The sequence below is a fragment of the Legionella geestiana genome, assembly GCF_004571195.1.
GTDB classification, from domain to species: Bacteria; Pseudomonadota; Gammaproteobacteria; order Legionellales; family Legionellaceae; genus Legionella_B; species Legionella_B geestiana.
Genome location: NZ_CP038271.1, coordinates 2,460,223 through 2,481,512, shown reverse-complemented (window position 1 = coordinate 2,481,512; position 21,290 = coordinate 2,460,223). Strand labels below are relative to the sequence as shown.

Here is a 21,290-nt window from a genome sequence, read left to right as displayed (position 1 = left end):
TCTGCCCGCAGGGATTATACGCCCTCAGGCAATGCCATAAGGCTCGCGTTACCACCCGCAGCAGTCGTATCGACCGTAAACGTGCGCTCGATGCATAAGCGATGCAGGTAGTGCGGGCCACCAGCCTTGGGCCCGGTTCCTGAAAGCCCTTCGCCGCCAAATGGCTGAAGGCCAACCACCGCACCAATCATGTTGCGGTTGACATAGCAGTTCCCAACTTTCATGCGCTTGTGAATGCGTTCAACCGTTTCGTTAATGCGACTGTGAATGCCTAGTGTCAGGCCATAACCTGTGGCATTGATAGCATCAATCACGGCATCAAGGTCTTTGCGGTTAAAACGCACCACGTGAAGAATGGGGCCGAATACTTCTTTCTCGAGCACACGAATGGACGGAATTTCAAATGCCGCTGGCGCAAAAAAGTACCCGTTATTACAGGCTGACGGTAATTCGCACTGGTAAATAAGGGTATGCGCTTCGCGCATTTTTGCAACGTGAGCCTGTAAAACTGCCAGTGCGTCCTTATCGATAACGGGACCGACATCCGTGTCAAAGCGTTCTGGCATGCCCACTCTAAGCTCTGCCATCGCACCTTTTAGAAGCGCCATAAATCGTGGGTATACCTCATCCTGTACATGCACGACTCGAAGGGCGGAACAGCGTTGTCCGGCACTGCCAAAGGCTGAGACCAAAACATCATTAACCACCTGCTCAAGGAGTGCTGAGGAATCGACTATCATGGCGTTTAAGCCGCCAGTTTCAGCAATCAAGGGGACAATTTCGCCACTGCGTGCCGCAAGCGTCTGGTTGATGCGGTTTGCAGTATCCGTAGAACCTGTAAACATGACGGCCTTGATACGCGGGTCGGCAACCAGTGCGGCACCAACTGTTTCGCCCTTTCCTGGTAAAAGCTGCATGACCGATGGTAAAACACCGGCTTCACGCATCAGGCGCACGGCGAAGGCCGCAATAAGCGGTGTTTGTTCGGCAGGTTTTGCAATAACCGCGTTACCGGTGACAAGAGCCGCCACGGCCTGGCCTGTGAAAATCGCAAGCGGAAAATTCCAGGGGCTGATGCAAAGCACGGTACCGCGAGGATGCAAGGACAGTTCGTTACGCTCACCGGTATACCCTTCAAGCGCCAGAGGCTTTTCCATCATTTCACAGGCGCGTGCGGCATAATAGCGGCAAAAATCCACGGCTTCACGCACTTCAGCCACACCATCCGCCAGCGTTTTACCGGCCTCAAGGCTTGCAAGCGCCAGAAAATCGGGCATATGCGCCTCAAGCAAATCGGCATAGCGGTTAATAACGGCTGCGCGCTCTGCAACCGGAACGCGCTCCCACTGAGCCGCACCCTCAACCGCACGCGACAGCGCCCACTCGACATCTTCTTTTGACGCTTCAATGACACGGCCAATAGTTTCACGGTAATTCTGAGGGGAAGTTACGCTGACTTCAACGCCACTGCCTGCACGACCGTCCATCATTGGAGCGGCCTCAAAGTGAAAAGGCATTCTGGCTTCAATGGACGCGGCCATCGCACGGCGCACGGTTCTATCGTTTAAATCAAGTCCTGCGGAATTGGGGCGCTCGGGCATGAAAATGTCTCGTGGCAGCGGAATGCTTCGACGCCCGCTCTCAAGCAGCGCCTTTGCACGCGAAACGGGGTCTTCTACCAGCTCGCTGATGGGTGCGTTTTCATCGACAATGCGGTTAACAAACGATGAATTGGCGCCGTTTTCCAGCAGACGGCGCACAAGATAGGGCAGCAGGTCTTCATGCGTACCAACCGGCGCATAAATACGGCAGGGAATGCCAAGGCGGTTCGCCGGTACAATTTCGGCATACAATTCATTCCCCATGCCGTGCAGACACTGGAATTCAAAATCACGATACGAGCCGCACATCTCGAGAATAGTAGCCACCGAGCAGGCATTGTGAGTTGCAAACTGCGGGTAAATGGTATCGGTCATGGTGAGGATTTTTTTCGCACAGGCCTGAAAAGAGACATCGGTGAACACCTTGCGGGTAAAAACCGGGTACTCTGTAAGCCCCTGCATCTGTGCTTTTTTGATTTCACTGTCCCAGTAAGCGCCTTTAATCAGACGTACGTTCATACGGCGATTCTGGCCACGGGCAAGACCTGCCACCCAGTCGAGCAGATAAAACGCACGCTTTTGATAGGACTGTACCGCCATGCCAAAGCCGTTCCAGCCATTCAATGCGGGATTTTTAAAGACCTTTTCGATAACATCAAGGGAAATTTCAAGGCGCTCGGACTCTTCCGCATCAATGGTAAGCCCGATATTCGCGGCCTTTGCCCGCAGACAGAGTGCGAGAAGGTTATCAGGAAGTGTGGCCATAACGCTTTCGTACTGGCTTTCCTGGTATCGCGGGTGCAGTGCCGAGAGCTTGATGGAAATACCAGGATTCGTATAAACATCCCCCTTTCCTTTGACCTGTGCGCCAATGCTGTCAATGGCGTCCATGTAAGCCTCAAGGTAGCGTGCGGCATCTACAGCAGTCAGTGCAGCCTCACCCAGCATGTCATATGAATAGCGATAACCCAGTGCTTCTTTTTTACGTGCACGATTGAGTGCCTCACCGATGGTGCGCCCCATCACAAACTGTTTGCTCATGATGCGCATCGCTTTTTCCACCGCTTTACGTATCACTCCTTCCCCCGTGCGGTTGGCAAGGCGAAACAGCGAACGGCCAAGGTCATTGTCTATCCGCTCAGGCGAAAGCACCTTACCGGTCAGCATCAATGCCCATGTGGCGGCGTTTACAAAAAAAGAATCACTCTGGCCACGATGCGCGTCCCAGTCGGGGCCTGAGAGTTTGTCACGAATCAGGATGTCAATGGTTTCGTTATCAGGAACCCGCAGCATTGCCTCAGCGAGACACATGAGCGCAATGCCCTCATCACTTGAAAGCGCATATTCGGTGAGAAAAGAATCAATACCGGTACTTTTGCGTCGCCCCTCGCGCACCTGTTCAACCAGCTTCATGGCACGCTTGCGTATACTTTCAACGTCACTTGTGGAAAGTTGCGCGGCCTTGATGAGCATGTCCATGTAATGCGCCTCTTCTGCACGAAATGCAGAATTGATGGCTTCTCTTAAAGGAGGTTGAGGTTGCAGCGATGCCTTGGGTTCAAGCATGGGGTGTGACTCCTGAGTATATACAGATTCAAAGCACTAATGATAACGGATTAGCATTCAAATTGTCATTAATTTATGCCAAAAACCTCAGATATGATCAGTTTTTTAGATCTTATTTTGTATTTATAGATTTATTTTTATACAAATATTGGCGCTATTTTTACATGATTCAGTTTTATTATTGAACATATAGATGCAAATTAACACCATAGCCTTGCGCCATCCATAATCTAAGCCCATGATTGTAATTATATTTCTCATTAAGTCCGCCATCAAACTTATTGTGCAATTTACATTCATGTCTTTTGGCAATATAATACCGAGCTTTTGGGGGACGCCCCGAACACTTTGCGAAAGCCCTTTGGCTGAAACTCTGGCCTCATGGCAGATAACACAAAGCAGTAAGGAGTCATTCATGAACGCACTGATTAACCTGTTGGCATCAGTTTTTCTTTCGGGAAAAATGGGAATAACCCCTCCCGCAGCACCTGCAAAAGAGACAGGCGCAAAACCCGCCGTTATTAACGTCAACCACACTATCAACCATCTGGCTGCTAAAGCGCCGTCCCTGAACAAAAAAGTCCTGACACTCGCGCTCGCTGCCTACTCCAAAGCCGCTGCCAAAGGAGCCGTTAAAAAACCAGTATTGACGGTTATCGACTACTCCCTGCCTTCTTCACGTCAGCGCATGTGGGTGTTTGACCTCAAGCGTGAGCGCCTGCTCTACAATACCCACGTGGCACACGGCAGAAACTCCGGCATGGATATCCCGCGCCATTTTTCCAACCGCCCGTCCAGCAAGGAAACCAGCCTTGGTACGTATGTTACACGCGGTACATATATCGGGTCTAAAGGTTATTCACTGAATCTGCAGGGGCTTGAGCGTGGTATCAATGATAACGCTTACAGCCGTCGCGTGGTGATTCATGGAGCGTGGTATGTAGAGCCATCATTCATTAAGCAGGCGGGACGTGCCGGGCGCAGCTGGGGTTGCCCATCGATTGCCAAAACCCTCGCGAAACCGGTTATCAATACGATTAAAAACGGCTCAGTAGTATTTGCCTACTACCCGGACAAGTATTATCTGAAGCACTCCGCCTACGCGGTAGCCTGATACCAGATAAAGAAAGCCAGAGGGCCGGCCCCCTGGCTTTGTAAATCCTTTTTTCAGAACGTCCTGTTCTGATGTCTTCCGTGACTGTCCAAGTCCCTGTGCGGCAAACAGTTCCTTTGTTTGCCTGCTTTTACTCTAGCACGCGAATGGATATCTGCAAGTGCCAGACCTTGTGGATGTTTATAGACAATTAACACTCGCTTTTTTGTAACAGACTGATAACAAAAGACTTATAAAATTTATCGGTGCATTCGCGCGCATTTCTTCCGAATTTCGTCTTGTTAATTGAGAAATTTCTTGGGGCACTGCCCGCTTCACATCATGATAACGAAGACACGCCCCGGAGGCTGACAGATAAAAGTTATGTCGTCCACAGTTGCCAAATTATACAGTTGTGGTAGTTTACTCTGGTTTTAATTGTATCAGGGCTTGCCATGAATCCACAGAGTTGTCCTGCAAAGGAAGCGGCAAAAAAAGAAAAATTGCGCATTATCGACTGGCTTTCAGATCATTTTCCCGAGGCATTTTTTCGCAAACCCTCGCAGATAAGACCGCTTAAAATCGGTATATTTGAAGATATCGTGGAATTCTGGGAGCGTCTTGAAAGCCCGCCGTTCAGCAAAAAAGCGCTGCGGGAAGCCTTAAGCTACTACAGTGCTTCACCTGCATATCTCAGCTGCCAGAAAGCGCTTGCAGCACGCGTTGACCTTTACGGTAATGAAGTCGATGTAGTAACACCTGATCAGGCGCATTACGCTCACCAGCGTCATGTGGCACGCTACACGGCCAAAAAGCAGTCTGGTTAGGGCGTGTCATCAATCAGGGTTTGCGGCAGGCCAGGAGATAATTGACCGACACATCCCGACACAATTGCGCCCGGCGTTTGAACGGATTGTAGGCCATGCCGCTTTCAGACACCGGGTCGAGACCTGCGGCACGCGCCATGGCCGCCAGTTCACCTGGCGTGATAAACTTTTGAAAGTCATGGGTCTGTCGCGGCAGCAGCCTGAGAAGGTACTCAGCCCCCACTACCGCAGTCAGCCACGCGCGCGCAGTGCGGTTAATTGTCGATAAAAACACATATCCCCCGCTGTTAACGCGGGCGGCACAGGCGGTAATAATGGTTTGCGGTTCATCGACGTGTTCCAGCATTTCCATGCAGGTGATGGCATCAAAGCCCTCTTCCTCAAAGGTCTCCAAAAGTGCGCAATGGTAGCTCAGGGATACATCCTGAGCTTTTGCGTGCGCACGGGCTGCCTCAATGGCTCCCGGCTCTGCATCTATTCCGGTGACGATGGCTCGCCGTCGTGCCATTGCTTCGGCAAGAATACCGCCTCCGCATCCGACATCGAGAATACGGCTGTCAGCAAGCTTCAGGTGTTTTTCAACAAAGGCAAGGCGCGCCGGGTTGATATCGTGCAGGGTTTTAAGTGGCCCCGATGTATCCCACCAGGTGTCGGAGAGTTCAGCAAATCGGGCTATTTCATGCGGATTGGCGCTACTGGTCATTTCGAGTCAACAAATCAAAGGGTTTAAAGAAATCTACCACGTCAGGGTGCGTGATGAAACCCAGGTTATATGGATGCAGAGCGACAAGACGGCGAAAAGGCACCTCCATTGGCACCGCTTCTGCAATCCGGCCAAGGAGCACCAGCTCAAGCATGTGCCGTCTGCGGGCAAGTGCTTTAATCAAAGTCTGCAAAAACGGCTGCCAGTGGCGTGCGTGCTGACGCACTTTGCCGGGACTAAAGGCGAGTGTTGCGTTTAACAACAAAAAACCGTTTCGCATAAAAGCAAAAAACAATTCATCCAATGTCTGACAGTAAGGGCTTTTATCCAGCAGACGAATCGCTTCCTGCGAAAAATCCTCGTGCAGGTCGCCGCGGGCAAAAAGAAACATCTTAATCCAGTTGCGCAGGGAGGTCGCGCGATTAACTGCTTTGCTCATGCCGGTTTCACTCCAGAGTGAACCGACAGCAGCGTCCCAGAATGCATAGCCATTGGCGGATTCCTGCCTCGGATAGGGGGATTCACCAAGCAGTAAATAGCGCGTTTCAGACAAAGGCAGGCTAAAGGCTTTCAAAAGCGCGTGATTGCCAGGCAGCCAGTCGCTACTCTGCATCAGCGCATGACAATAGTCTGCATCCATGGCAAGAAGCGCCTCGCTTACAATGTCATGCCATTCTGGATGTACCTGTATTATCCAGTTATTCACGCCCTTTTCTCCCTTAAAACCCACGCGCATGGTAGCAGGAAAGCAGCGAAAAATCCTCTGTGATGTTGCTTGATAGAAATTTATTACACCTGCAGCACGTGCCAGCTCACAACCCCTGACGCCACCTGATGCGCATTAAGACGTGAGCAGGGCATCGAACTTCCCCTTATAATCTGGTGCGTCATCAGCACCTGACCTCGGCGGGTTTCATCAATGACCGCCACCCTCCAGTGATGAGCAGCACTATCGCCGACCCGCAGACAGGCATCCTCCCCTAAATCCTGAAGCAGGTAATATGCATGCCCATCAAGGCTTTCCACTCGACAGCCTCCCCCCTCACGAAGCGCCCTCACCAGCGTTTGCCAGCGATTATCGGCATGAATACAGTTAATGGATGCAAGCTCGCTGACTGGAGTGAGGGCTATGCGGTCCATTATTTCAAAACGCTCGCGCATTGCTGCAAACTCCGCGATACTTTCCTCGGCATTGATAACCCCCTGCCAGAGCGAGAGAGTAAGGAGGCTTGCAAGCCCCAAAATCAACAGGCACACCGGTAGAATGAATCCGCGCACGCGCATCATGCCCGCACCCGGGTGTTTACGGTAAGGGTTTGCCCGCTTAAAAGGGTTAATACCACTTCTACCTGCTTAAGCCCGTTCACAGGGATAATACGTGCCTTAAAATCGGTTATGGCGTTCGTCAAGACTTCGGGATGCGAGGCCGCATACATTAAAGCCTTGCTGCCGGACGAATCCCGCTTCACATAAAAACGCTCTTCGAGCAGCTCGCCGATGTGACAAAAGCGGGTACAATCGGCCGTTAACGGGGACCTTGCTGAAGCTGTCTGTACCTCAGCCTTCAGGCAATCGGCAATAATCACGGGCTTATCGGCAAAATGTGCGTTAGAAAGGCGCTCGCCACGTGAAAATGCAGCTTCCTGATAATTGGGGCTCATGCTTCTAAGTATGAGTGTGTCACCAGATACTTCCACGGCTTTAACGGGTGGCATTGAGAGCCGGTTCAGGGAAACACAGGGCAGAAAGCCGGCATTGCGAATGCGCTCTCGTAAAAAGGTGACTACCTGCAACAGTTCCGTTTTTTCATTGACAAGCGCGTGAAAATGGCGCGTCTTTAATGCAATTTCCGCGTAGTGCTGCGTAACCATGACGAGCAGGAGACTTGCGAGAAAAAGACTTATCAGTACTTCAGCAAGCCCGATACCGCGAGCGCGCCTCATGAAGCGTGCTGCTCATACTGATTTGCAGCATCGATTTCGAGCTGCAAACGGTCGGTACTCTCCTCGATAAAAGCAGCGGCTTTCAGAACGTGGCGCGTGTGCAAAAGACCCACCCCACTTACGATGAAGAGGGCGATAAGCACCTCCGGGAGCGTAAATCCCTTTTCCATGAATCCCTCCGGTTGACTTGCGCTGCGGAGGGTAAAAGGATTCAGTATTCATTGTCAACATACGCCGTAACCATTCACCACGTTCACCGAAAAGCCATATTTGGCGCATCTTGTGCGAACGCATCACAAAAAACTGCTCACATACCGGTGTATGCTGCGCTTTTTTTGTAATGCGTTCGCACAACCTGCACTCAAATCTGACTTTTCCCCTAAAGCATTCATAATGTGGTGAATAGTTACCATACGCCTTTGTATTCTGACGTTTTTTTTGTAAGATGATGTGTTGCCTTCAAAAGGAGTCCGAATGGCCTGCGATTTTTTTCTCCTGCCCCACGAGGGCATACAAACACTCAAGCCCTATGTGCCGGGAAAGTCTGCCGAAAGCCTTGAGCGTGAACTCGGAATTCATGATATCGTCAAACTTGCCAGCAATGAGAATCCACTGGGATGCAGTCCGAGGGTGCTTGAAACGCTTGCAAGTCTCACTCCCGCACGGATTGCGGCATATCCCTCTCCTGAAAACCATGCCCTTCAGCGCGTGCTTGCCGAAAGGCTTGGGATAACACACACACAGCTGGTCTTAAATAACGGCACGGATAACCTCACCACTCTGCTGCTGACCTGCTTTGCCCTTCACCGCGACAAACATCTGCTGACGCACGCGCTTGCTTTCAGCACCTACGCCATCCAGGCGAAAACGCTTGGCGTTCCGGTACGAGAAACACCACTGCTTCCCGACTGGACTGTGGATATCGATGCCTTGATTGAAGCATGCACACCAGAAACAGCCCTTCTGATTCTCGCAAACCCCAATAATCCTACGGGTCTTGCCATTGCGCCACACGCCATTGAAAAGCTGCTGCATTCAGTGCCGGAATCTACACTGGTGGTCATTGACGAGGCATATCGTGAATTTACACCAGAGGCGTATTGCCTCGACACGCTCCCGTTGATTCAACGTTTTCCGAACCTGGTAATTACCCGTACGTTCTCAAAAGCCTACGGTCTTGCCGGGCTTCGCCTTGGCTATGCGGTGGCGAGCAATGATGTCGCCGCCATCATGATGCGGGCGAAACTGCCCTTTGGCGTCAGTCAGGCAACACTTGACGCCGGACTTGCATCGCTTGATGACGCGATTTTTCTTGAAAAAACATGCCAGAACAATCTCGCGGGTCTGAAACAACTGACGAGCGGCCTTTCTGCTCTTGGCTTTTCCTCACTTCCGGCACACGCAAATTTCGTGCTTTTTGACTATAAACAAGATACCCTGCCACTTTATCACGCGCTCTTGCAGGAAGGTGTGATTGTGCGTCCGCTGCATCCCTATGGTTTGTCACATCATATCCGAGTCAGTGCCGGTACGCCCGGACAAAATGCGCGTTTTCTGGATGCTCTCGCCAGAGTGCATCCTTACTTAAAAAAAAAGGAACAAATAAATGAAGAGCGATTTACAGAGCAAACACTGTGAAGCGTGCGAAGGCATCGGCAGCGCGCTGACACCTGAACAGATTAAAAACCTTCTGCCACAGCTCTCTCCACTGTGGTCGGTTAATGCTGATTCTACCCGCATTACCCGGGAATTTCGATTTGCGGATTTTTATGAAACCATGTGTTTTGTTAATGCACTTGCCTGGATTGCGAACAGCGAGAATCATCATCCTGATCTTGAAGCCGGCTATAACTACTGCCGGGTGCATTTCATGACACATGCGCTTCAGGGCCTCACGCACAACGATTTTATCTGCGCTGCTAAAACGGATGCGCTGCTGGATTAGATACTGTCGTCACCAGGACTGCAACCAACCCTCTCATAATGAACTATAATGCTAAATATAAATCATTATGAGAGTTTTCCGAGCATGCATAACGGACACTCTACAGCTTTTAATCAGTTAATGCGCACGCTGTCAGACGCTCAACCTTCAATGTACCGTCTGGTGTGCCAGCATTTGCCACCTGCTCTCTTTGCAGAGTTTGCAGCGGCGCTCCTGCTATGTATCGGTTTACAGGAAGCCATGCCTCGCCCATGGCTTACGGCATGGTTTGGCGCAGTTTTGGCGTCCATTGGGCTGCGCTACCTCTTCATGCGGCTTCCTGATTCACATGCGCCGCTGACCTTCAAAAAACGCCTGCTGTTTATCCTTCTGGTTGCAGGCTCCGGCATCCTGTGGGGCATTGCCGGCTCGGTTCTAATTCCTGCAGAGAGCATGCCGCTACAGGTGTTTGTGGCCTTCATGCTCACAGGGGTGACCACCGCTGCAATCGCCATATACTCGCCGGTAATGCTGCTGTATGCCGTATTCCTCGTAACAGCCTTCCTGCCTTTTACCCTGTGGCTCTTCAGCCAGGGAGATTTTTATACGATTATCGGATTCGCAAGCATCGTTTATATGCTGCTGATGGGAACGGTCTGCATGCTTTTTCACAGACTGGTTAAAGAATCAATGAGCCTTCGCAGTAATAACCTTAATCTTGCTTCAGTGAATCAGCTGCTTGAAGAAGAAGTGAGTCATCGCACAGAGGCACTGAATGCGAGTCTTGCCATTACCCGTTCGGTGCTTGAGTCAACTGGTGAAGCCATGCTTGTTTCCAACCATAATGGTCAAATCGATTTTTGTAACCATCAGTTCATGGACATGTGGGAAATCCCGGCAGCGCGCCTTGTAGAGCAATCGGCTGAACAGGTTCTCAATGAAATTGCCACCCAACTTAAGGAACCGGGTAAGCTCCTAGAGTGTATTCAGCGTAATAAAGAAAACCACGACTGGGTTTATGTAGAAGATGTGCAAATGCCAAACGGTAAATGCCTGCGCATTACCTCACGGCCGCGCCGTATCGACAATAAAAATATGGGCAGAATATGGATTTTTGAGGATATTACCCTGCAAAAAGGCATGGAACAACAACTGATTTACCAGGCAAGCCATGACCTCCTGACACAGTTACCCAATCGCGCAATCCTGTACGACCGCATGGAACAGGCCATCCGTTTTGCACACCGCACACAATCCATCATGGGCATTCTTTTTCTGGATCTTGACAAGTTTAAACTGATTAACGATAAATTTGGTCATGACGTGGGCGATTTGTTACTGGTTGAAGTAGCGAGTCGCGTTAAAAACTGTTTGCGGGAATGTGATACCGTATCACGCTTTGGCGGTGATGAATTTGTCATTCTTTTTACAGCCAATCAATTTGATGATTTTAAACTCATGGCAGAACGCATCCTCAGTGTTACTGAAGACTGTCGCAGCGTGCTTCCTGCAGGCGCTGAAATTTCCGCCAGTATCGGTATCAGCCTGTATCCAGAGGATGGCAATGACGCAGAAACACTGCTTAAACATGCTGATATTGCCATGTACCGCGCCAAAGAACAGGGCCGTCATGGATTTGTTTTTTATCATGAAACGCTTGACAGCAATCCATTAACCAATGCATCAATAGCGGAGCTACAGCAGGGAATTGAAAAACAGGAGTTCTTCCTGCTCTACCAGCCCATTATTTCGCTCTCAAGCGGAAGGATTATGGGTGCTGAGGCGCTGGTACGCTGGCGCCATCCGAAGCGAGGTGTTCTGCTGCCGGAATCCTTCATTCCAGATGCTGAAGAGCGTGGGTTAATGGTGCCGCTTGGCGGGTGGATTTTACGCGAAGCCTGCCAACAGGCGAAGACATGGCAAGACGCAGGTCTTAGCATCGCGCACATGGCCGTCAATATTTCAGCCACGCAATTTCACCATCGACAATTTGTTGAGCTTATCAGTAAGGTACTTGCAGAAACAAAGCTTCCACGCGGCACGCTTGAAGTTGAAATCAGTGAAAATGTCGTTATTCAGCAGCAAGATGGCTCACTTGATATCGTCAGGGCCCTGCAGGCGGCAGGTGTACGAGTATCGGTCGATCATTTTGGTCATGGATACAGTGGCCTTAATAACCTCAAAACTTTTCGCGTCGATAAGCTCAAAATTGACCGCTCTTTTATTCATGACTGTCTCAACCAAAAAAGTGATGCCTCCATCGTTGAAGCACTCGTTACCCTGAGCCGGGGACTCGACCTCACAGTATCGGCTGAAGGCGTAGAAACGGTGGAGCAGCACCGGTTTCTTGAAACGCTCCATTGTGATGAGCTACAGGGATACCTCTACGGTAAACCCATGACGAAAGAAGACTTCGAAAACGTAGTGCGGCATCAAAAAATGTTTTTCAGGCCGGGGTTTATCGATAACAACGATAATAAGTGGATGATGTAGATTTTGGTGGTAACCAAACCGCGCATGCCTGTTCCTGGTGCTGTATCCCCTTAAGCCGCAGGAAAAAGCATACCATCTTGTTTTTTAAACAGACGGATTATTTACTCGGGTGATGTTGTCCGTGCGCGCTGAGGAATCCCGACATGTTTTTGTACAGCGGGCCAGTTTCAACCAGCGCAGACAAGGCTTTGATGAGTTACTGAAAACTTGAAGTGCATAAAAATCTGTGATCACGTTATTTTTCGCAAAAAAAAAATCGGGATCACCCGGTACGGGTGGCAGGGAACAATCCCTGAAAAGGCACAGTGCCAATACAGGAATGGGTTCCCGCCTTCGCGGGAATGACAGGATTTCAGGCCTGTAGAGTGGCCAAAATCTCTCCCACACGGTCATCCCCGCGAAATCAGGGGACCCATTCAGGAGGTTGCACGGTGCCAACGCATGGTTCGGAACCCGCATGCTCGTTGTACAAAAATATGTCGGGATCACTCAGCGCCTGCGCGGGGACAACATAATCCAGCATTGAAGTGATTATTTATAATCGAAAAAATCAAGGTCTTTCGTCCGCTTCCGTGCGCTGCGGCGGCATGAAATCCTTACGGTCAAGCCCCATCACTACGGCAAGCGCACCCGCCACATATATCGAGGAATACGTACCGATAACAATACCGATGATGAGCGCAAGCGCGAATCCATGGATAGCTTCGCCGCCATACACAAAAAGAGCGACTACCACGCACAGGGTCAGGACCGAAGTCATAATGGTACGTGACAGTGTCTGGTTGATGGAGACGTTCATAATTTCAATCGGGCTTGAACGGCGAATTTTTACAAAATTCTCGCGCACCCGGTCAAAGACCACGATAGTATCGTTGAGTGAATATCCAATAACGGCAAGAAGACCCGCCAGTGCCTTGAGATCAAACTCAATGCCAAAGAATGCAAAAATACCAAGTATGAGTACCGGGTCGTGAACCAGCGCTACAGCGGAACTTACCGCAAGGCGGTATTCAAAGCGCATGGCAATATAGAGCATGGTCGCAAGCAGGGACACCACAATCGCCAGTGCACCCTTGGTAGCGAGCTCTTCGCCTACCTGCGGTCCGACAAAATCAACACGCTGCTTGACCGCTCCCGGCAACTGCTTCATCACGTTGCTCACAAGGGTCGTCTGATCCTGATCGGCGCGAGGCGCGATGCTTATCAGTACATCCTTGGAATTTCCGTAACTCACCACCTGGGCTTCATGAAAACCAGCACCAGCAAGTGCTTCCCGAATGCCCTGCAGGTTAGCCGCCTCAGAATAGCTGACCTCTATTTGCGTACCCCCTGTAAAATCAAGCCCCCATTTGAGGCCATTCATCGCGAGTGCCGCGAGTGAGAGGATGAAAATCAGGGCCGAAAAGAGTGCAGTCCAGCGGCGCGCTCCCATAAAGTCAATGTTTGAGTTCGGATTAAAAAATTCCATGGCCTTTCTGTCCCCGATTTAAATACCGATTGAAAGTTTTTTAACGTTGCGACCGCCGTAAAACGCATTCACAATCGCGCGTGTATACGTGATGCCGGTCAACATGGACGTCAGCAACCCAAGTGACAGCGTCACCGCAAAACCTCGCACAGGCCCGGTACCTACGGCAAAGAGCACAACAGCTACTATCAGCGTCGTTACGTTGGCATCGAGAATGGTCGAAAACGCTCGCTCATAGCCCGCATGAATGGCCGACTGCGCCGGCATGCCATGACGCAATTCTTCGCGAATGCGCTCGTAAATAAGTACGTTCGCATCCACTGCCATCCCTACCGTCAATACAATACCGGCAATTCCGGGAAGGGTCAGGGTGGCATCAATAAGCGAGAGGAGCGCTGAAAGGAATATGAGGTTCAGCAGCAGCGCAATGTTCGCCACTATTCCGAAAAAGCGATAGTATACCGCCATAATCAGGAGAATGAGCCCCATTCCTACTTCCAGCGAAACCACGCCACGGCGAATGTTTTCTTTACCAAGGGACGGGCCTACAGTTCGCTCTTCGACCGGATAAATCGTTGCAGGCAAAGCTCCGGCTCGCAGCAAAAGGGCAAGATTGGATGCTTCTTTACTGTCGGAAAGCCCTGTTATCTGGAAATTATTGCCAAGCGCACTCTGTATAACCGGCGCGCTGATGACCCGCTCCTCACGGTGGGTCATGCGTTTTTCCACGCCATCGACCGTCTGCATGCTGGTTTTGGTTTCCACAAACACAATCGCCATGCGCTTGCCAATGTTTTCGCGCGTTACTTTGGTAAAGAGTGCTTCTCCTCCACCGCCAAGCTGGATTTGTACCGCAGGGGTAGCTGACTGCTCGTCAAAACTTGAAACCGCACTGGTGATGGAGTCGCCACTTAACACCACCTGACGCTTCAGGAGAATCGGCTCGCCGTCCATGGTGTAAAGCTTGCTGCTCACAGGCACCGCACCGGTCTGGCGCGCCACCTGGGCGTCGTTGTCCTGGTCGACCATATGAAATTCAAGCGTTGCCGTGCCACCAAGAATCTGCTTGGCGCGTGCCGCATCCTGAATGCCCGGAAGGTCTACTGCAACGCGAGTGGCACCCTGCTGTTGGACAACAGCCTCCCCTACCCCGAGTTCGTTAACGCGGTTACGCAGAATACCCATGGTCTGCTCAATGGTATTCTGGCGAATCGTGTTGAGTTCTGTGGCTGAAAGTGTGGCGGAAAAACCGTTTCCGTTTCTGTCGCTCGTAACTGTCAGATCAGGATACTTCATGCGCAGGCTGTCAATGGCTTTATCCCGGTCAGCAGGTGCACGGAAACGCACGCTGATACCATCAACCGGGGAAAAACGAATACCCGAATAGCGGATGCCTTCTTCCCGTAAGTCCTGCCCGAGGCTTTTCATCAACCCTTCGTAACGGCGCGCAATAACACTCTCAACGTCCACTTCCAAAAGAAAGTGCACCCCGCCGCGCAAATCCAGCCCCTGCTTCATGGGAGCCGCACCTATGCGCGACATCCATTCCGGTGTGGTGGGTGCAAGGTTGAGGGCAACCGTGTAGTCCGAGCCAAGCCCGTTTTTTAACACATCACGTGCGAGCATCTGGGTATCGGCAGAAGTAAAGCGCGCTTCAATCCGCTCATTACTTTCCGTAATGGCGTCAGGCGGAATACCGGCATCATCAAGGAGAGCGCGCACGCGTTCTTCAGTGGCGCTCACGGACTGGTCGGCATCAGAAGACACCTGCACCGCCGGAGCTTCACTGTAAAGATTGGGAACCGCATACAGCGTCGCCACCAGCGCAAGCGCGATGAGAAGCAGGTTCTTCCACAAGGGGTATTTGTTTTGCATTTCCGTGCCTCACGCAAAGCCTAAAGGGATTTGAGGGTGCCCTTGGGCAATACACTGCTGACTGCACCACGCTGCAGCATGACATCCATGCCTTCAGCAAGGCGCACTTTGAGGTATTGATCGTTCAAGTCAACTACGCTTCCAAGAAAACCACCGGAAGTTACAATTTCATCGCCCTTCTGCAGCTTGCTCACGAGCTCGCGGTGTTCTTTAGCGCGTTTGTTCTGCGGACGAATCAACATAAAATAAAACAGCACAAAAATGACCACAACCATAATCATTGAAAACGTGCCATCCGGCTGTGCGGCAGTACCGGTTGCAGTTGCCGCCAGCGCATCACTTACGAATAATCCCATGGTGTTCCTCCGCTACGCAAAAAAAGATGATAAACGTGCAGACTAAAATCGCCTGCAATCAGTGTGGGTGACATCATAACGGCATTTGCCCGCAAGGTAAATGTGAAAAATCCTTGTAACCATTCACTACGTTAACCGAAAAGCCATATTTGGCGCATCTTGTGCGAACGCATTACAAAAAACTGCTCACATACCGGTGTATGCTGCGCTTATTTTGTAATGCGTTCGCACAACCTGCACTCAAATCTGACTTTTCCCCTAAAGCATTCAAAATGTGGTGAATGGTTACAATCCTTTTTCACATCAACTTAGGGCGTGTCCTCATTTCATGATGTGAAGCGAAAATGCGGCGCTTTGAGGGGCATTGTGCGCTTGAGTGAGGCGAATAGCCGGCTCTATTTAACGAACTCAAGCGCACAATGACGCCAAAGCTCCGCGTTTGCAGCCATATTATGGAATGAGGACACGACCTGGTGTCCTCATCTGTTGAACGGCAAACGCCAGATTGTGCGTGACGAGGAGGCGCTTTGCGAGAAGCGGGGTATGTGTATAAAGATGGTGCAGGGCTGCGCGTGAAAAGGGAGTGCAGCAGGTCGGGCAGGTACAGGTCTCGTCCAGTACCTTGTAATCCATCGCATATTCAGGTGCGGCAAGGTTAATCGCTCCTTCTGTCGTATAGACAATTCCCGCATGCGCATCCTCTGCCGGCGTGTCAGACTCCAGCCACTCAATACCGATGACGGCCATCTCCACAAGGACTGGGAAAGGCGCGTTACTGGCAAGGTACATCGGTTGCCCTGAAAACTGCATTGCCTTCGCTTCAGCCTCTGACACCGTTTGAACGCGAGCGAAAATTCCCTCATGCTCGCCGGTGTCAGAATATATCCGGGTTGATGGAGCGTTCAGACGTAAAGAAAATCCCTGCGGAAGTACCAGTACATCTGGCGCCAGGGTTTCAAGAAGTGCCTCAATGCGCTCTGCTGTAAACGTCTGACTGCCGCCATCAAACACTGAACGCACGCGACAGCTCCCGGACGCCTTAAAAGAAAGCCCAGCGCCATTGACCGCAGTAAGGCCCTGCCAGCCAGTGTATGACCTGAGAGCGTCAAATTGCAGCAGGGCTTCAAGGCCCGGCTTCATTAAGAGCGACTCAAGATGCCACACGCAGGCATGCACGCCGGCATCAGCAAGGTTCGCGTGTGTCAGGGTGTTGCCAGGTGGCGTATCTGCCGGAACCATCAAATCACACATTATTTTCTCCGGTCAGAGCAGCAGGCTCGTGTCACCGTAGCTGAAAAAGCGGTAGCGTTCGCGAACCGCCTCCTCATACAGCGCAAGCGCTTCCCGGTGCCCGATAAACGCGGATACCAGCATCAACAGTGTTGATTGTGGCAGATGAAAGTTCGTCAAAAGTCCATCACACACGTTAAACTGAAATCCCGGGAAAATGAAAATATCGGTATCCCCGCGCATTGGCTTTAAGACCCCGTCACGCGCCGCGCTCTCCAGCGAGCGCATCGCCGTAGTTCCCACCGCAATGACGCGCCGCCCTTCGGCTTTTGCACGCAAAATGGTGTCGCAGAGCGCCTCGCTCACTTCAAACTGTTCGCGGTGCATGACATGCTCGTGGATATTTTCACTCCGTACCGGCTGAAACGTTCCCGCTCCTACATGCAGGGTGACATGACCAATTTCCACGCCTCCCGCACGTAATGACGCGAGCAGCGCCTCGTCAAAATGCAGACCGGCAGTCGGTGCGGCTACAGAACCGTTAACACGCGCGTAGACCGTCTGATAGCGTGAAAAATCACCGGATTCATCCGGGCGATGGATATAGGGAGGCAGTGGGATATGGCCTTCAAGGTGAAGAAGCTCCATCACGTCCATCGTGCACCGGCAGCAAAAAAGCTCACCCTCTCGACCGGTTACCTCGAGAACACTCCCCTTCTCAAGGGTCAGACGCGCACCTTGAGAGAGTGATTTTCCACCGCGAATGTGTGCGAGAAAGCAGTCTTCACCGGTAATGCGTTCAAGAAGTATCTCTACCCGCCCGCCACTCGCTTTTTGACCAAACATGCGTGCCGGAATGACCCGGCTGTCGTTTAGAACCAGTACATCGCCCGGAACCAGTCGTTCAAGAAGGTTTGAAAACATGGTGTGTGTGGTTGTGCCGGTAGCACGTTCATAACATAAAAGACGTGAATCCGTACGATTTGGCAGCGGATACTGTGCAATTAATTCCTCAGGTAGCTCAAAATGAAAATCACGTGTCTGCATGCTGTCTTAAAACCTCTTTAAAACTGAGTGTAAAACTGTACCCTCAAAAACCGGATGTATTATACACAATCCACCCACACCTGCTAGAATATGCGCTTTTCGCATCGAGTCTTTCATGCTGACGCTCAGGAACATTACGCTGACCCGCGGCACCAAAACCCTGCTGGAGAACGCCTCCGCCACCCTGCATCTGAAGCAAAAAGTTGGACTTACAGGGCACAATGGCTGCGGTAAATCGACACTCTTTGGCATGCTGCTTGGCAAATGGTCACCACAGGCCGGTGATTTTGAGCAGCCAGCGGGGCTTCGCATCAGTCATCTAAGCCAGGAAACACCTGACAGTGAACTGTCAGCGCTTGATTTTGTGCTGGCAGGCGACAGCGAGTATCAGAATTTACTCGATACCCTTAAGACCGCTGAAGCACAGGGTGAGGATGCGAAGGTGCTTGCCTGTCACCATCGTCTTGAAGAAATTGGCGGCTATGCCAAACCCGCTCAAGCGGCAAGTATTCTCGCAGGACTTGGCTTTGAACCTGAGAGCATTCACCATGCCGTCAGCCGCTTTTCAGGGGGCTGGCGCATGCGGCTGGCGCTGGCGCGCTGCCTCATGAAACCTGCCGACCTGCTGCTGCTTGATGAGCCGACCAACCACCTTGATATGGAAGCCATCTTCTGGCTGGAACGCTGGCTGCAAAACTTCCCCGGAAGCATCGTAGTTATCTCGCACGATCGCGAATTTCTGGATGCGTTTGTAACGCATATTCTGCACATCAGTCAACGGCAAACCACGCTCTATACCGGTAACTACAGCCGCTTTGAACGCACCCGCGCCGAGCAGCTTGCCCTGCAGCAGACCATGCATGAAAAACAGCAGGCGCACATTGCCCACCTCATGAAATTTGTTCAACGTTTCAAGGCTAAGGCTTCAAAGTCGCGCCAGGCGCAAAGCCGTCTGAAAGCCATTGCCAAAATGGAACTCGTTGCAGGTGCTCAGGTTGATTCCCCCTTTCACTTTAGCTTTGAAGCCCCGCCGCGTGCGGGCAACCCCCTGCTGCGGACGGACGAGGTTACGGCGGGATTCACCAGGGAATCACCGATTCTTAAAAAAGTGAATCTGCAGATTGATGAAGACTCCCGCATCGCCCTTCTTGGGCCCAATGGCCAGGGGAAATCAACGCTTATCAAAACCCTTACCGGAAGCCTTAGCCCTCTTTCAGGGACGGTGTATCACCACCCTAATCTTCGTATCGGGTATTTTGCCCAGCACCAGGCGGATGATTTGGATTCCAGTGCAAGTCCGCTCGCTATCATTCAGGCACTACGCCCCGATGCGCGTGAGCAGGTGGTACGCGATTTTCTCGGGGGCTTTAATTTCATTGGCGATGCAGCCACCAACCCGATTACCCATTTTTCCGGCGGTGAAAAAGCGCGTCTTGCTCTTGCAAAGCTTGTCTGGCAAAAACCGAACCTGCTTCTGCTGGATGAGCCTACCAATCACCTTGATCTTGAAATGCGCGCTGCCATGGAAATTGCGCTGCAAAGCTTTGAGGGTGCTCTGGTGCTTATCTCACATGACCGCCACCTCCTGCGCACAGCGGTTGATACCTTTTATCTCGTCTTTAATCAACGTGTGGAAACCTTCCCTGGAACGCTTGATGACTATCATACCTGGCTTATGCAACAGAACCTGTCGGCAAAGCCCAGGGAAGCTGTCACCGCCGAAAAAGACGACCGGCGCGAGCGTAAAAGTCTTCAAAATCGGCTGAAAAAGCTCGAACAGATGCTCGAATCTGCTACCGCCGAGGTGTTAAAGCACGAAACACGCTTAAGCGACAGCGAGTTGTATGAGGCGGGACAGGAAAAACGTCTTGCCGTTGAACTGGAAGCTCTTGAGGCTGCGCGACGGGTTTTACAGGACGTTGAAGAGGAGTGGCTTGCACGCATGGCGGAGCTTGAGGGACTATAGTCCCCTGCCGCTGCCCAAAGCATTTAACAGTGCCTCTGCTGCCAGCTGTTCGGCCTTACGCCGGTTTGTCCCCTTTCCGCGGGTCGACTTATCCCCGGCCCGGCATTCTACGGTAAACACCTGATTCGGCTCATCTCCGACCACAGCCACAACCTCGTACTGCGGCAGTGGCAGGCGTTCAGCCTGAAGATACTCCTGCAGACGGGTTTTAGCATCTTTCAGTGAGTGAAGAATGTTTTCATCCTCCAGGCGGTTATTAAACCATTTTAAGACACATCGATTGCAGGCTTCAAAGCCGCCGTCCAGAAAAATTGCGGCAATAATCGCCTCAAGTGCGTCCGCAAGAATCGATTCACGCCGAAAGCCGCCACTTTTAAGCTCGCCCTGCCCCAGCACCAGACAATCGCCAATGCCAAGCTCCGTTGCCAGTACCGCGAGCGTTTCGCCCTTTACAAGCGCGGCTCTGAGACGGCTTAAAGTTCCTTCCTCCACCGCAGGAAAACGTGAAACAAGGGCATTGGCCACCACACAGCTCAGCACTGAGTCACCAAGAAACTCAAGCCGTTCATTATTAAGACTGCCGGCACTTCGGTGGGTTAAAGCCTGCCTGAGCAGTGCTTCGTTAGAAAAAGAATAATCTAGGCGGCGCATCAGACGCGTGATTTCGATTACCGACACATCCTCTCCCGGGGTTTCATGTTACGTGTTATGCGGTATTATGCCCAAACCTTTAACATTGCGCAAAGAAGCGGGCAGGACACTATGGTTTCTATTTTTGACTTCGACTGGACGATTACCATCTTACATACCTACAAATCAACTGCTGTTGAGTCAGGAGTGCTGACCGGTTTTTTGGAAGCTGAATATGAATACGGCCACTTTGACGCAATGACCAACACCCGAAGCGGGCTGCAAGACTATCTGCGCCATGATGACGAAGAGAACACCTCTGCCATTGCCACGTTTCATAACAACCACTCCATGGTTGCCGCATACGTCGCGTCTTTTTACGGGCGCCGGGCCACTTTCATGTCAACACAGGTTTCAGAAGATGGGCTTTGTGCCGTTAGTTTTTACGCCCTTGAAGGCATTAATAAACCGTTTCTTATCTCATGGATTCCTGCTTCAGGCAGTGCGTTTAAAGAAATCCTGCTTTGTACGGGACAAAAAACTTGAAGTAGCTCATTGATTAATAGAC

Annotated in this window: 19 protein-coding genes; 7 read left to right on the top strand and 12 right to left on the bottom strand. The window is 51.4% G+C overall.

All coding sequences use genetic code 11. From position 1 onward, the window contains the following. Positions 1-14 precede the first annotated feature (14 nt). On the bottom strand, positions 15-3,167 hold the full coding sequence (gene putA / locus E4T54_RS11105) for a bifunctional proline dehydrogenase/L-glutamate gamma-semialdehyde dehydrogenase PutA (RefSeq protein ID WP_028386690.1): 3,153 nt from the start codon (positions 3,165-3,167) through the stop codon (positions 15-17). Positions 3,168-3,582: 415 nt separating this feature from the next. On the opposite strand from putA, the gene E4T54_RS11100 reads away from it, so the two are divergent. Together E4T54_RS11100 and E4T54_RS11095 are read left to right on the top strand one after the other, a co-directional pair. Further along, positions 3,583-4,281: a murein L,D-transpeptidase catalytic domain family protein gene (locus tag E4T54_RS11100; RefSeq protein WP_028386692.1), complete on the top strand. Its 699-nt coding sequence runs from the start codon at positions 3,583-3,585 to the stop codon at positions 4,279-4,281. Positions 4,282-4,715: 434 nt separating this feature from the next. Next, a complete protein-coding gene (locus tag E4T54_RS11095; RefSeq protein WP_028386693.1) occupies positions 4,716-5,087 on the top strand; it encodes a ProQ/FINO family protein in 372 nt (123 codons plus the stop codon). Between the two features lie 13 nt (positions 5,088-5,100). Here the strand turns inward: E4T54_RS11095 and ubiG are convergent, their stop codons facing one another. The 5 genes from ubiG to E4T54_RS11070 form a co-directional block, all read right to left on the bottom strand. Next, entirely contained in the window at positions 5,101-5,790 is a 690-nt protein-coding gene (gene ubiG / locus E4T54_RS11090) for a bifunctional 2-polyprenyl-6-hydroxyphenol methylase/3-demethylubiquinol 3-O-methyltransferase UbiG (protein ID WP_028386694.1), read from the bottom strand. Further along, the gene (locus tag E4T54_RS11085; RefSeq protein ID WP_035902660.1) at positions 5,780-6,496 is read right to left on the bottom strand and encodes a uracil-DNA glycosylase family protein; all 717 of its coding nucleotides are present in this window, start codon (positions 6,494-6,496) and stop codon (positions 5,780-5,782) included. Before E4T54_RS11085 ends, ubiG begins: the two co-directional genes overlap by 11 nt. Before the next feature lie 83 nt (positions 6,497-6,579). Then, positions 6,580-7,077: a hypothetical protein gene (locus E4T54_RS11080; RefSeq protein WP_028386696.1), complete on the bottom strand. Its 498-nt coding sequence runs from the start codon at positions 7,075-7,077 to the stop codon at positions 6,580-6,582. Further along, positions 7,074-7,733 (bottom strand): PulJ/GspJ family protein, encoded by a 660-nt coding sequence (locus tag E4T54_RS11075; RefSeq protein WP_028386697.1) that lies wholly within the window; start codon positions 7,731-7,733, stop codon positions 7,074-7,076. Before E4T54_RS11075 ends, E4T54_RS11080 begins: the two co-directional genes overlap by 4 nt. Continuing rightward, positions 7,730-7,903, bottom strand: coding sequence for a type IV pilus modification PilV family protein (locus E4T54_RS11070; RefSeq protein WP_081776768.1), 174 nt, complete (start codon positions 7,901-7,903; stop codon positions 7,730-7,732). The genes E4T54_RS11075 and E4T54_RS11070 overlap by 4 nt, the downstream gene beginning before the upstream one ends. A gap of 304 nt (positions 7,904-8,207) precedes the next feature. On the opposite strand from E4T54_RS11070, the gene hisC reads away from it, so the two are divergent. The 3 genes from hisC (at position 8,208) to E4T54_RS11055 (ending at position 12,150) form a co-directional block, all read left to right on the top strand. Next, positions 8,208-9,371 (top strand): histidinol-phosphate transaminase, encoded by a 1,164-nt coding sequence (gene hisC, locus E4T54_RS11065; protein WP_065230362.1) that lies wholly within the window; start codon positions 8,208-8,210, stop codon positions 9,369-9,371. After that, positions 9,340-9,678 carry a 4a-hydroxytetrahydrobiopterin dehydratase gene (locus tag E4T54_RS11060; RefSeq protein WP_028386698.1) on the top strand — a complete coding sequence of 113 codons (339 nt, stop codon included), beginning with the start codon at positions 9,340-9,342 and terminating at the stop codon, positions 9,676-9,678. The genes hisC and E4T54_RS11060 overlap by 32 nt, the downstream gene beginning before the upstream one ends. Before the next feature lie 84 nt (positions 9,679-9,762). Beyond that, complete coding sequence (locus tag E4T54_RS11055; RefSeq protein ID WP_162150893.1) at positions 9,763-12,150, top strand: EAL domain-containing protein; 2,388 nt, start codon at positions 9,763-9,765, stop codon at positions 12,148-12,150. A gap of 550 nt (positions 12,151-12,700) precedes the next feature. Here the strand turns inward: E4T54_RS11055 and secF are convergent. The 5 genes from secF to queA form a co-directional block, all read right to left on the bottom strand. Further along, positions 12,701-13,618: a protein translocase subunit SecF gene (gene secF / locus E4T54_RS11050; RefSeq protein ID WP_028386699.1), complete on the bottom strand. Its 918-nt coding sequence runs from the start codon at positions 13,616-13,618 to the stop codon at positions 12,701-12,703. An 18-nt stretch (positions 13,619-13,636) separates the two neighbouring features. Further along, positions 13,637-15,493, bottom strand: a complete 1,857-nt coding sequence (gene secD, locus E4T54_RS11045) for a protein translocase subunit SecD (RefSeq protein WP_028386700.1) — start codon at positions 15,491-15,493, stop codon at positions 13,637-13,639. Positions 15,494-15,513: 20 nt separating this feature from the next. After that, positions 15,514-15,849 (bottom strand): preprotein translocase subunit YajC, encoded by a 336-nt coding sequence (gene yajC / locus E4T54_RS11040; protein WP_028386701.1) that lies wholly within the window; start codon positions 15,847-15,849, stop codon positions 15,514-15,516. Positions 15,850-16,299: 450 nt separating this feature from the next. Continuing rightward, positions 16,300-17,100, bottom strand: a complete 801-nt coding sequence (locus tag E4T54_RS11035; protein WP_028386905.1) for a tRNA-guanine transglycosylase — start codon at positions 17,098-17,100, stop codon at positions 16,300-16,302. Positions 17,101-17,112: 12 nt separating this feature from the next. Continuing rightward, complete coding sequence (gene queA / locus E4T54_RS11030) at positions 17,113-18,126, bottom strand: tRNA preQ1(34) S-adenosylmethionine ribosyltransferase-isomerase QueA (RefSeq protein ID WP_028386904.1); 1,014 nt, start codon at positions 18,124-18,126, stop codon at positions 17,113-17,115. Positions 18,127-18,241: 115 nt separating this feature from the next. Here queA and E4T54_RS11025 point away from each other — a divergent pair, with 115 nt between their 5' ends. Further along, on the top strand, positions 18,242-20,092 hold the full coding sequence (locus E4T54_RS11025) for an ABC-F family ATP-binding cassette domain-containing protein (protein ID WP_028386903.1): 1,851 nt from the start codon (positions 18,242-18,244) through the stop codon (positions 20,090-20,092). On the opposite strand, the gene rnc is transcribed toward E4T54_RS11025, so the two are convergent. Further along, positions 20,087-20,743 carry a ribonuclease III gene (gene rnc, locus E4T54_RS11020; protein ID WP_131793760.1) on the bottom strand — a complete coding sequence of 219 codons (657 nt, stop codon included), beginning with the start codon at positions 20,741-20,743 and terminating at the stop codon, positions 20,087-20,089. The two genes, E4T54_RS11025 and rnc, sit on opposite strands and share 6 nt — an antisense overlap. A gap of 45 nt (positions 20,744-20,788) precedes the next feature. Between rnc and E4T54_RS11015 the strand changes: the two genes are divergently transcribed. After that, positions 20,789-21,268 carry a hypothetical protein gene (locus E4T54_RS11015; protein WP_028386901.1) on the top strand — a complete coding sequence of 160 codons (480 nt, stop codon included), beginning with the start codon at positions 20,789-20,791 and terminating at the stop codon, positions 21,266-21,268. The last annotated feature ends 22 nt before the right edge of the window (positions 21,269-21,290 follow it).

Excerpts from the sequence above, each read along its gene's own strand:
- ubiG (WP_028386694.1), bottom strand. The coding sequence starts at position 5,790 with ATGACCAGTAGCGCCAATCCGCATGAAATAGCCCGATTTGCTGAACTC.
- E4T54_RS11055 (WP_162150893.1), top strand. The coding sequence starts at position 9,763 with ATGCATAACGGACACTCTACAGCTTTTAATCAGTTAATGCGCACGCTG.
- E4T54_RS11060 (WP_028386698.1), top strand. The coding sequence starts at position 9,340 with ATGAAGAGCGATTTACAGAGCAAACACTGTGAAGCGTGCGAAGGCATC.
- E4T54_RS11035 (WP_028386905.1), bottom strand. The coding sequence starts at position 17,100 with ATGTGTGATTTGATGGTTCCGGCAGATACGCCACCTGGCAACACCCTG.
- E4T54_RS11100 (WP_028386692.1), top strand. The coding sequence starts at position 3,583 with ATGAACGCACTGATTAACCTGTTGGCATCAGTTTTTCTTTCGGGAAAA.
- yajC (WP_028386701.1), bottom strand. The coding sequence starts at position 15,849 with ATGGGATTATTCGTAAGTGATGCGCTGGCGGCAACTGCAACCGGTACT.
- E4T54_RS11095 (WP_028386693.1), top strand. The coding sequence starts at position 4,716 with ATGAATCCACAGAGTTGTCCTGCAAAGGAAGCGGCAAAAAAAGAAAAA.
- rnc (WP_131793760.1), bottom strand. The coding sequence starts at position 20,743 with ATGCGCCGCCTAGATTATTCTTTTTCTAACGAAGCACTGCTCAGGCAG.
- putA (WP_028386690.1), bottom strand. The coding sequence starts at position 3,167 with ATGCTTGAACCCAAGGCATCGCTGCAACCTCAACCTCCTTTAAGAGAA.
- secF (WP_028386699.1), bottom strand. The coding sequence starts at position 13,618 with ATGGAATTTTTTAATCCGAACTCAAACATTGACTTTATGGGAGCGCGC.
- E4T54_RS11075 (WP_028386697.1), bottom strand. The coding sequence starts at position 7,733 with ATGAGGCGCGCTCGCGGTATCGGGCTTGCTGAAGTACTGATAAGTCTT.
- queA (WP_028386904.1), bottom strand. The coding sequence starts at position 18,126 with ATGCAGACACGTGATTTTCATTTTGAGCTACCTGAGGAATTAATTGCA.
- secD (WP_028386700.1), bottom strand. The coding sequence starts at position 15,493 with ATGCAAAACAAATACCCCTTGTGGAAGAACCTGCTTCTCATCGCGCTT.
- E4T54_RS11080 (WP_028386696.1), bottom strand. The coding sequence starts at position 7,077 with ATGATGCGCGTGCGCGGATTCATTCTACCGGTGTGCCTGTTGATTTTG.
- hisC (WP_065230362.1), top strand. The coding sequence starts at position 8,208 with ATGGCCTGCGATTTTTTTCTCCTGCCCCACGAGGGCATACAAACACTC.
- E4T54_RS11015 (WP_028386901.1), top strand. The coding sequence starts at position 20,789 with ATGTTACGTGTTATGCGGTATTATGCCCAAACCTTTAACATTGCGCAA.
- E4T54_RS11070 (WP_081776768.1), bottom strand. The coding sequence starts at position 7,903 with ATGGAAAAGGGATTTACGCTCCCGGAGGTGCTTATCGCCCTCTTCATC.
- E4T54_RS11025 (WP_028386903.1), top strand. The coding sequence starts at position 18,242 with ATGCTGACGCTCAGGAACATTACGCTGACCCGCGGCACCAAAACCCTG.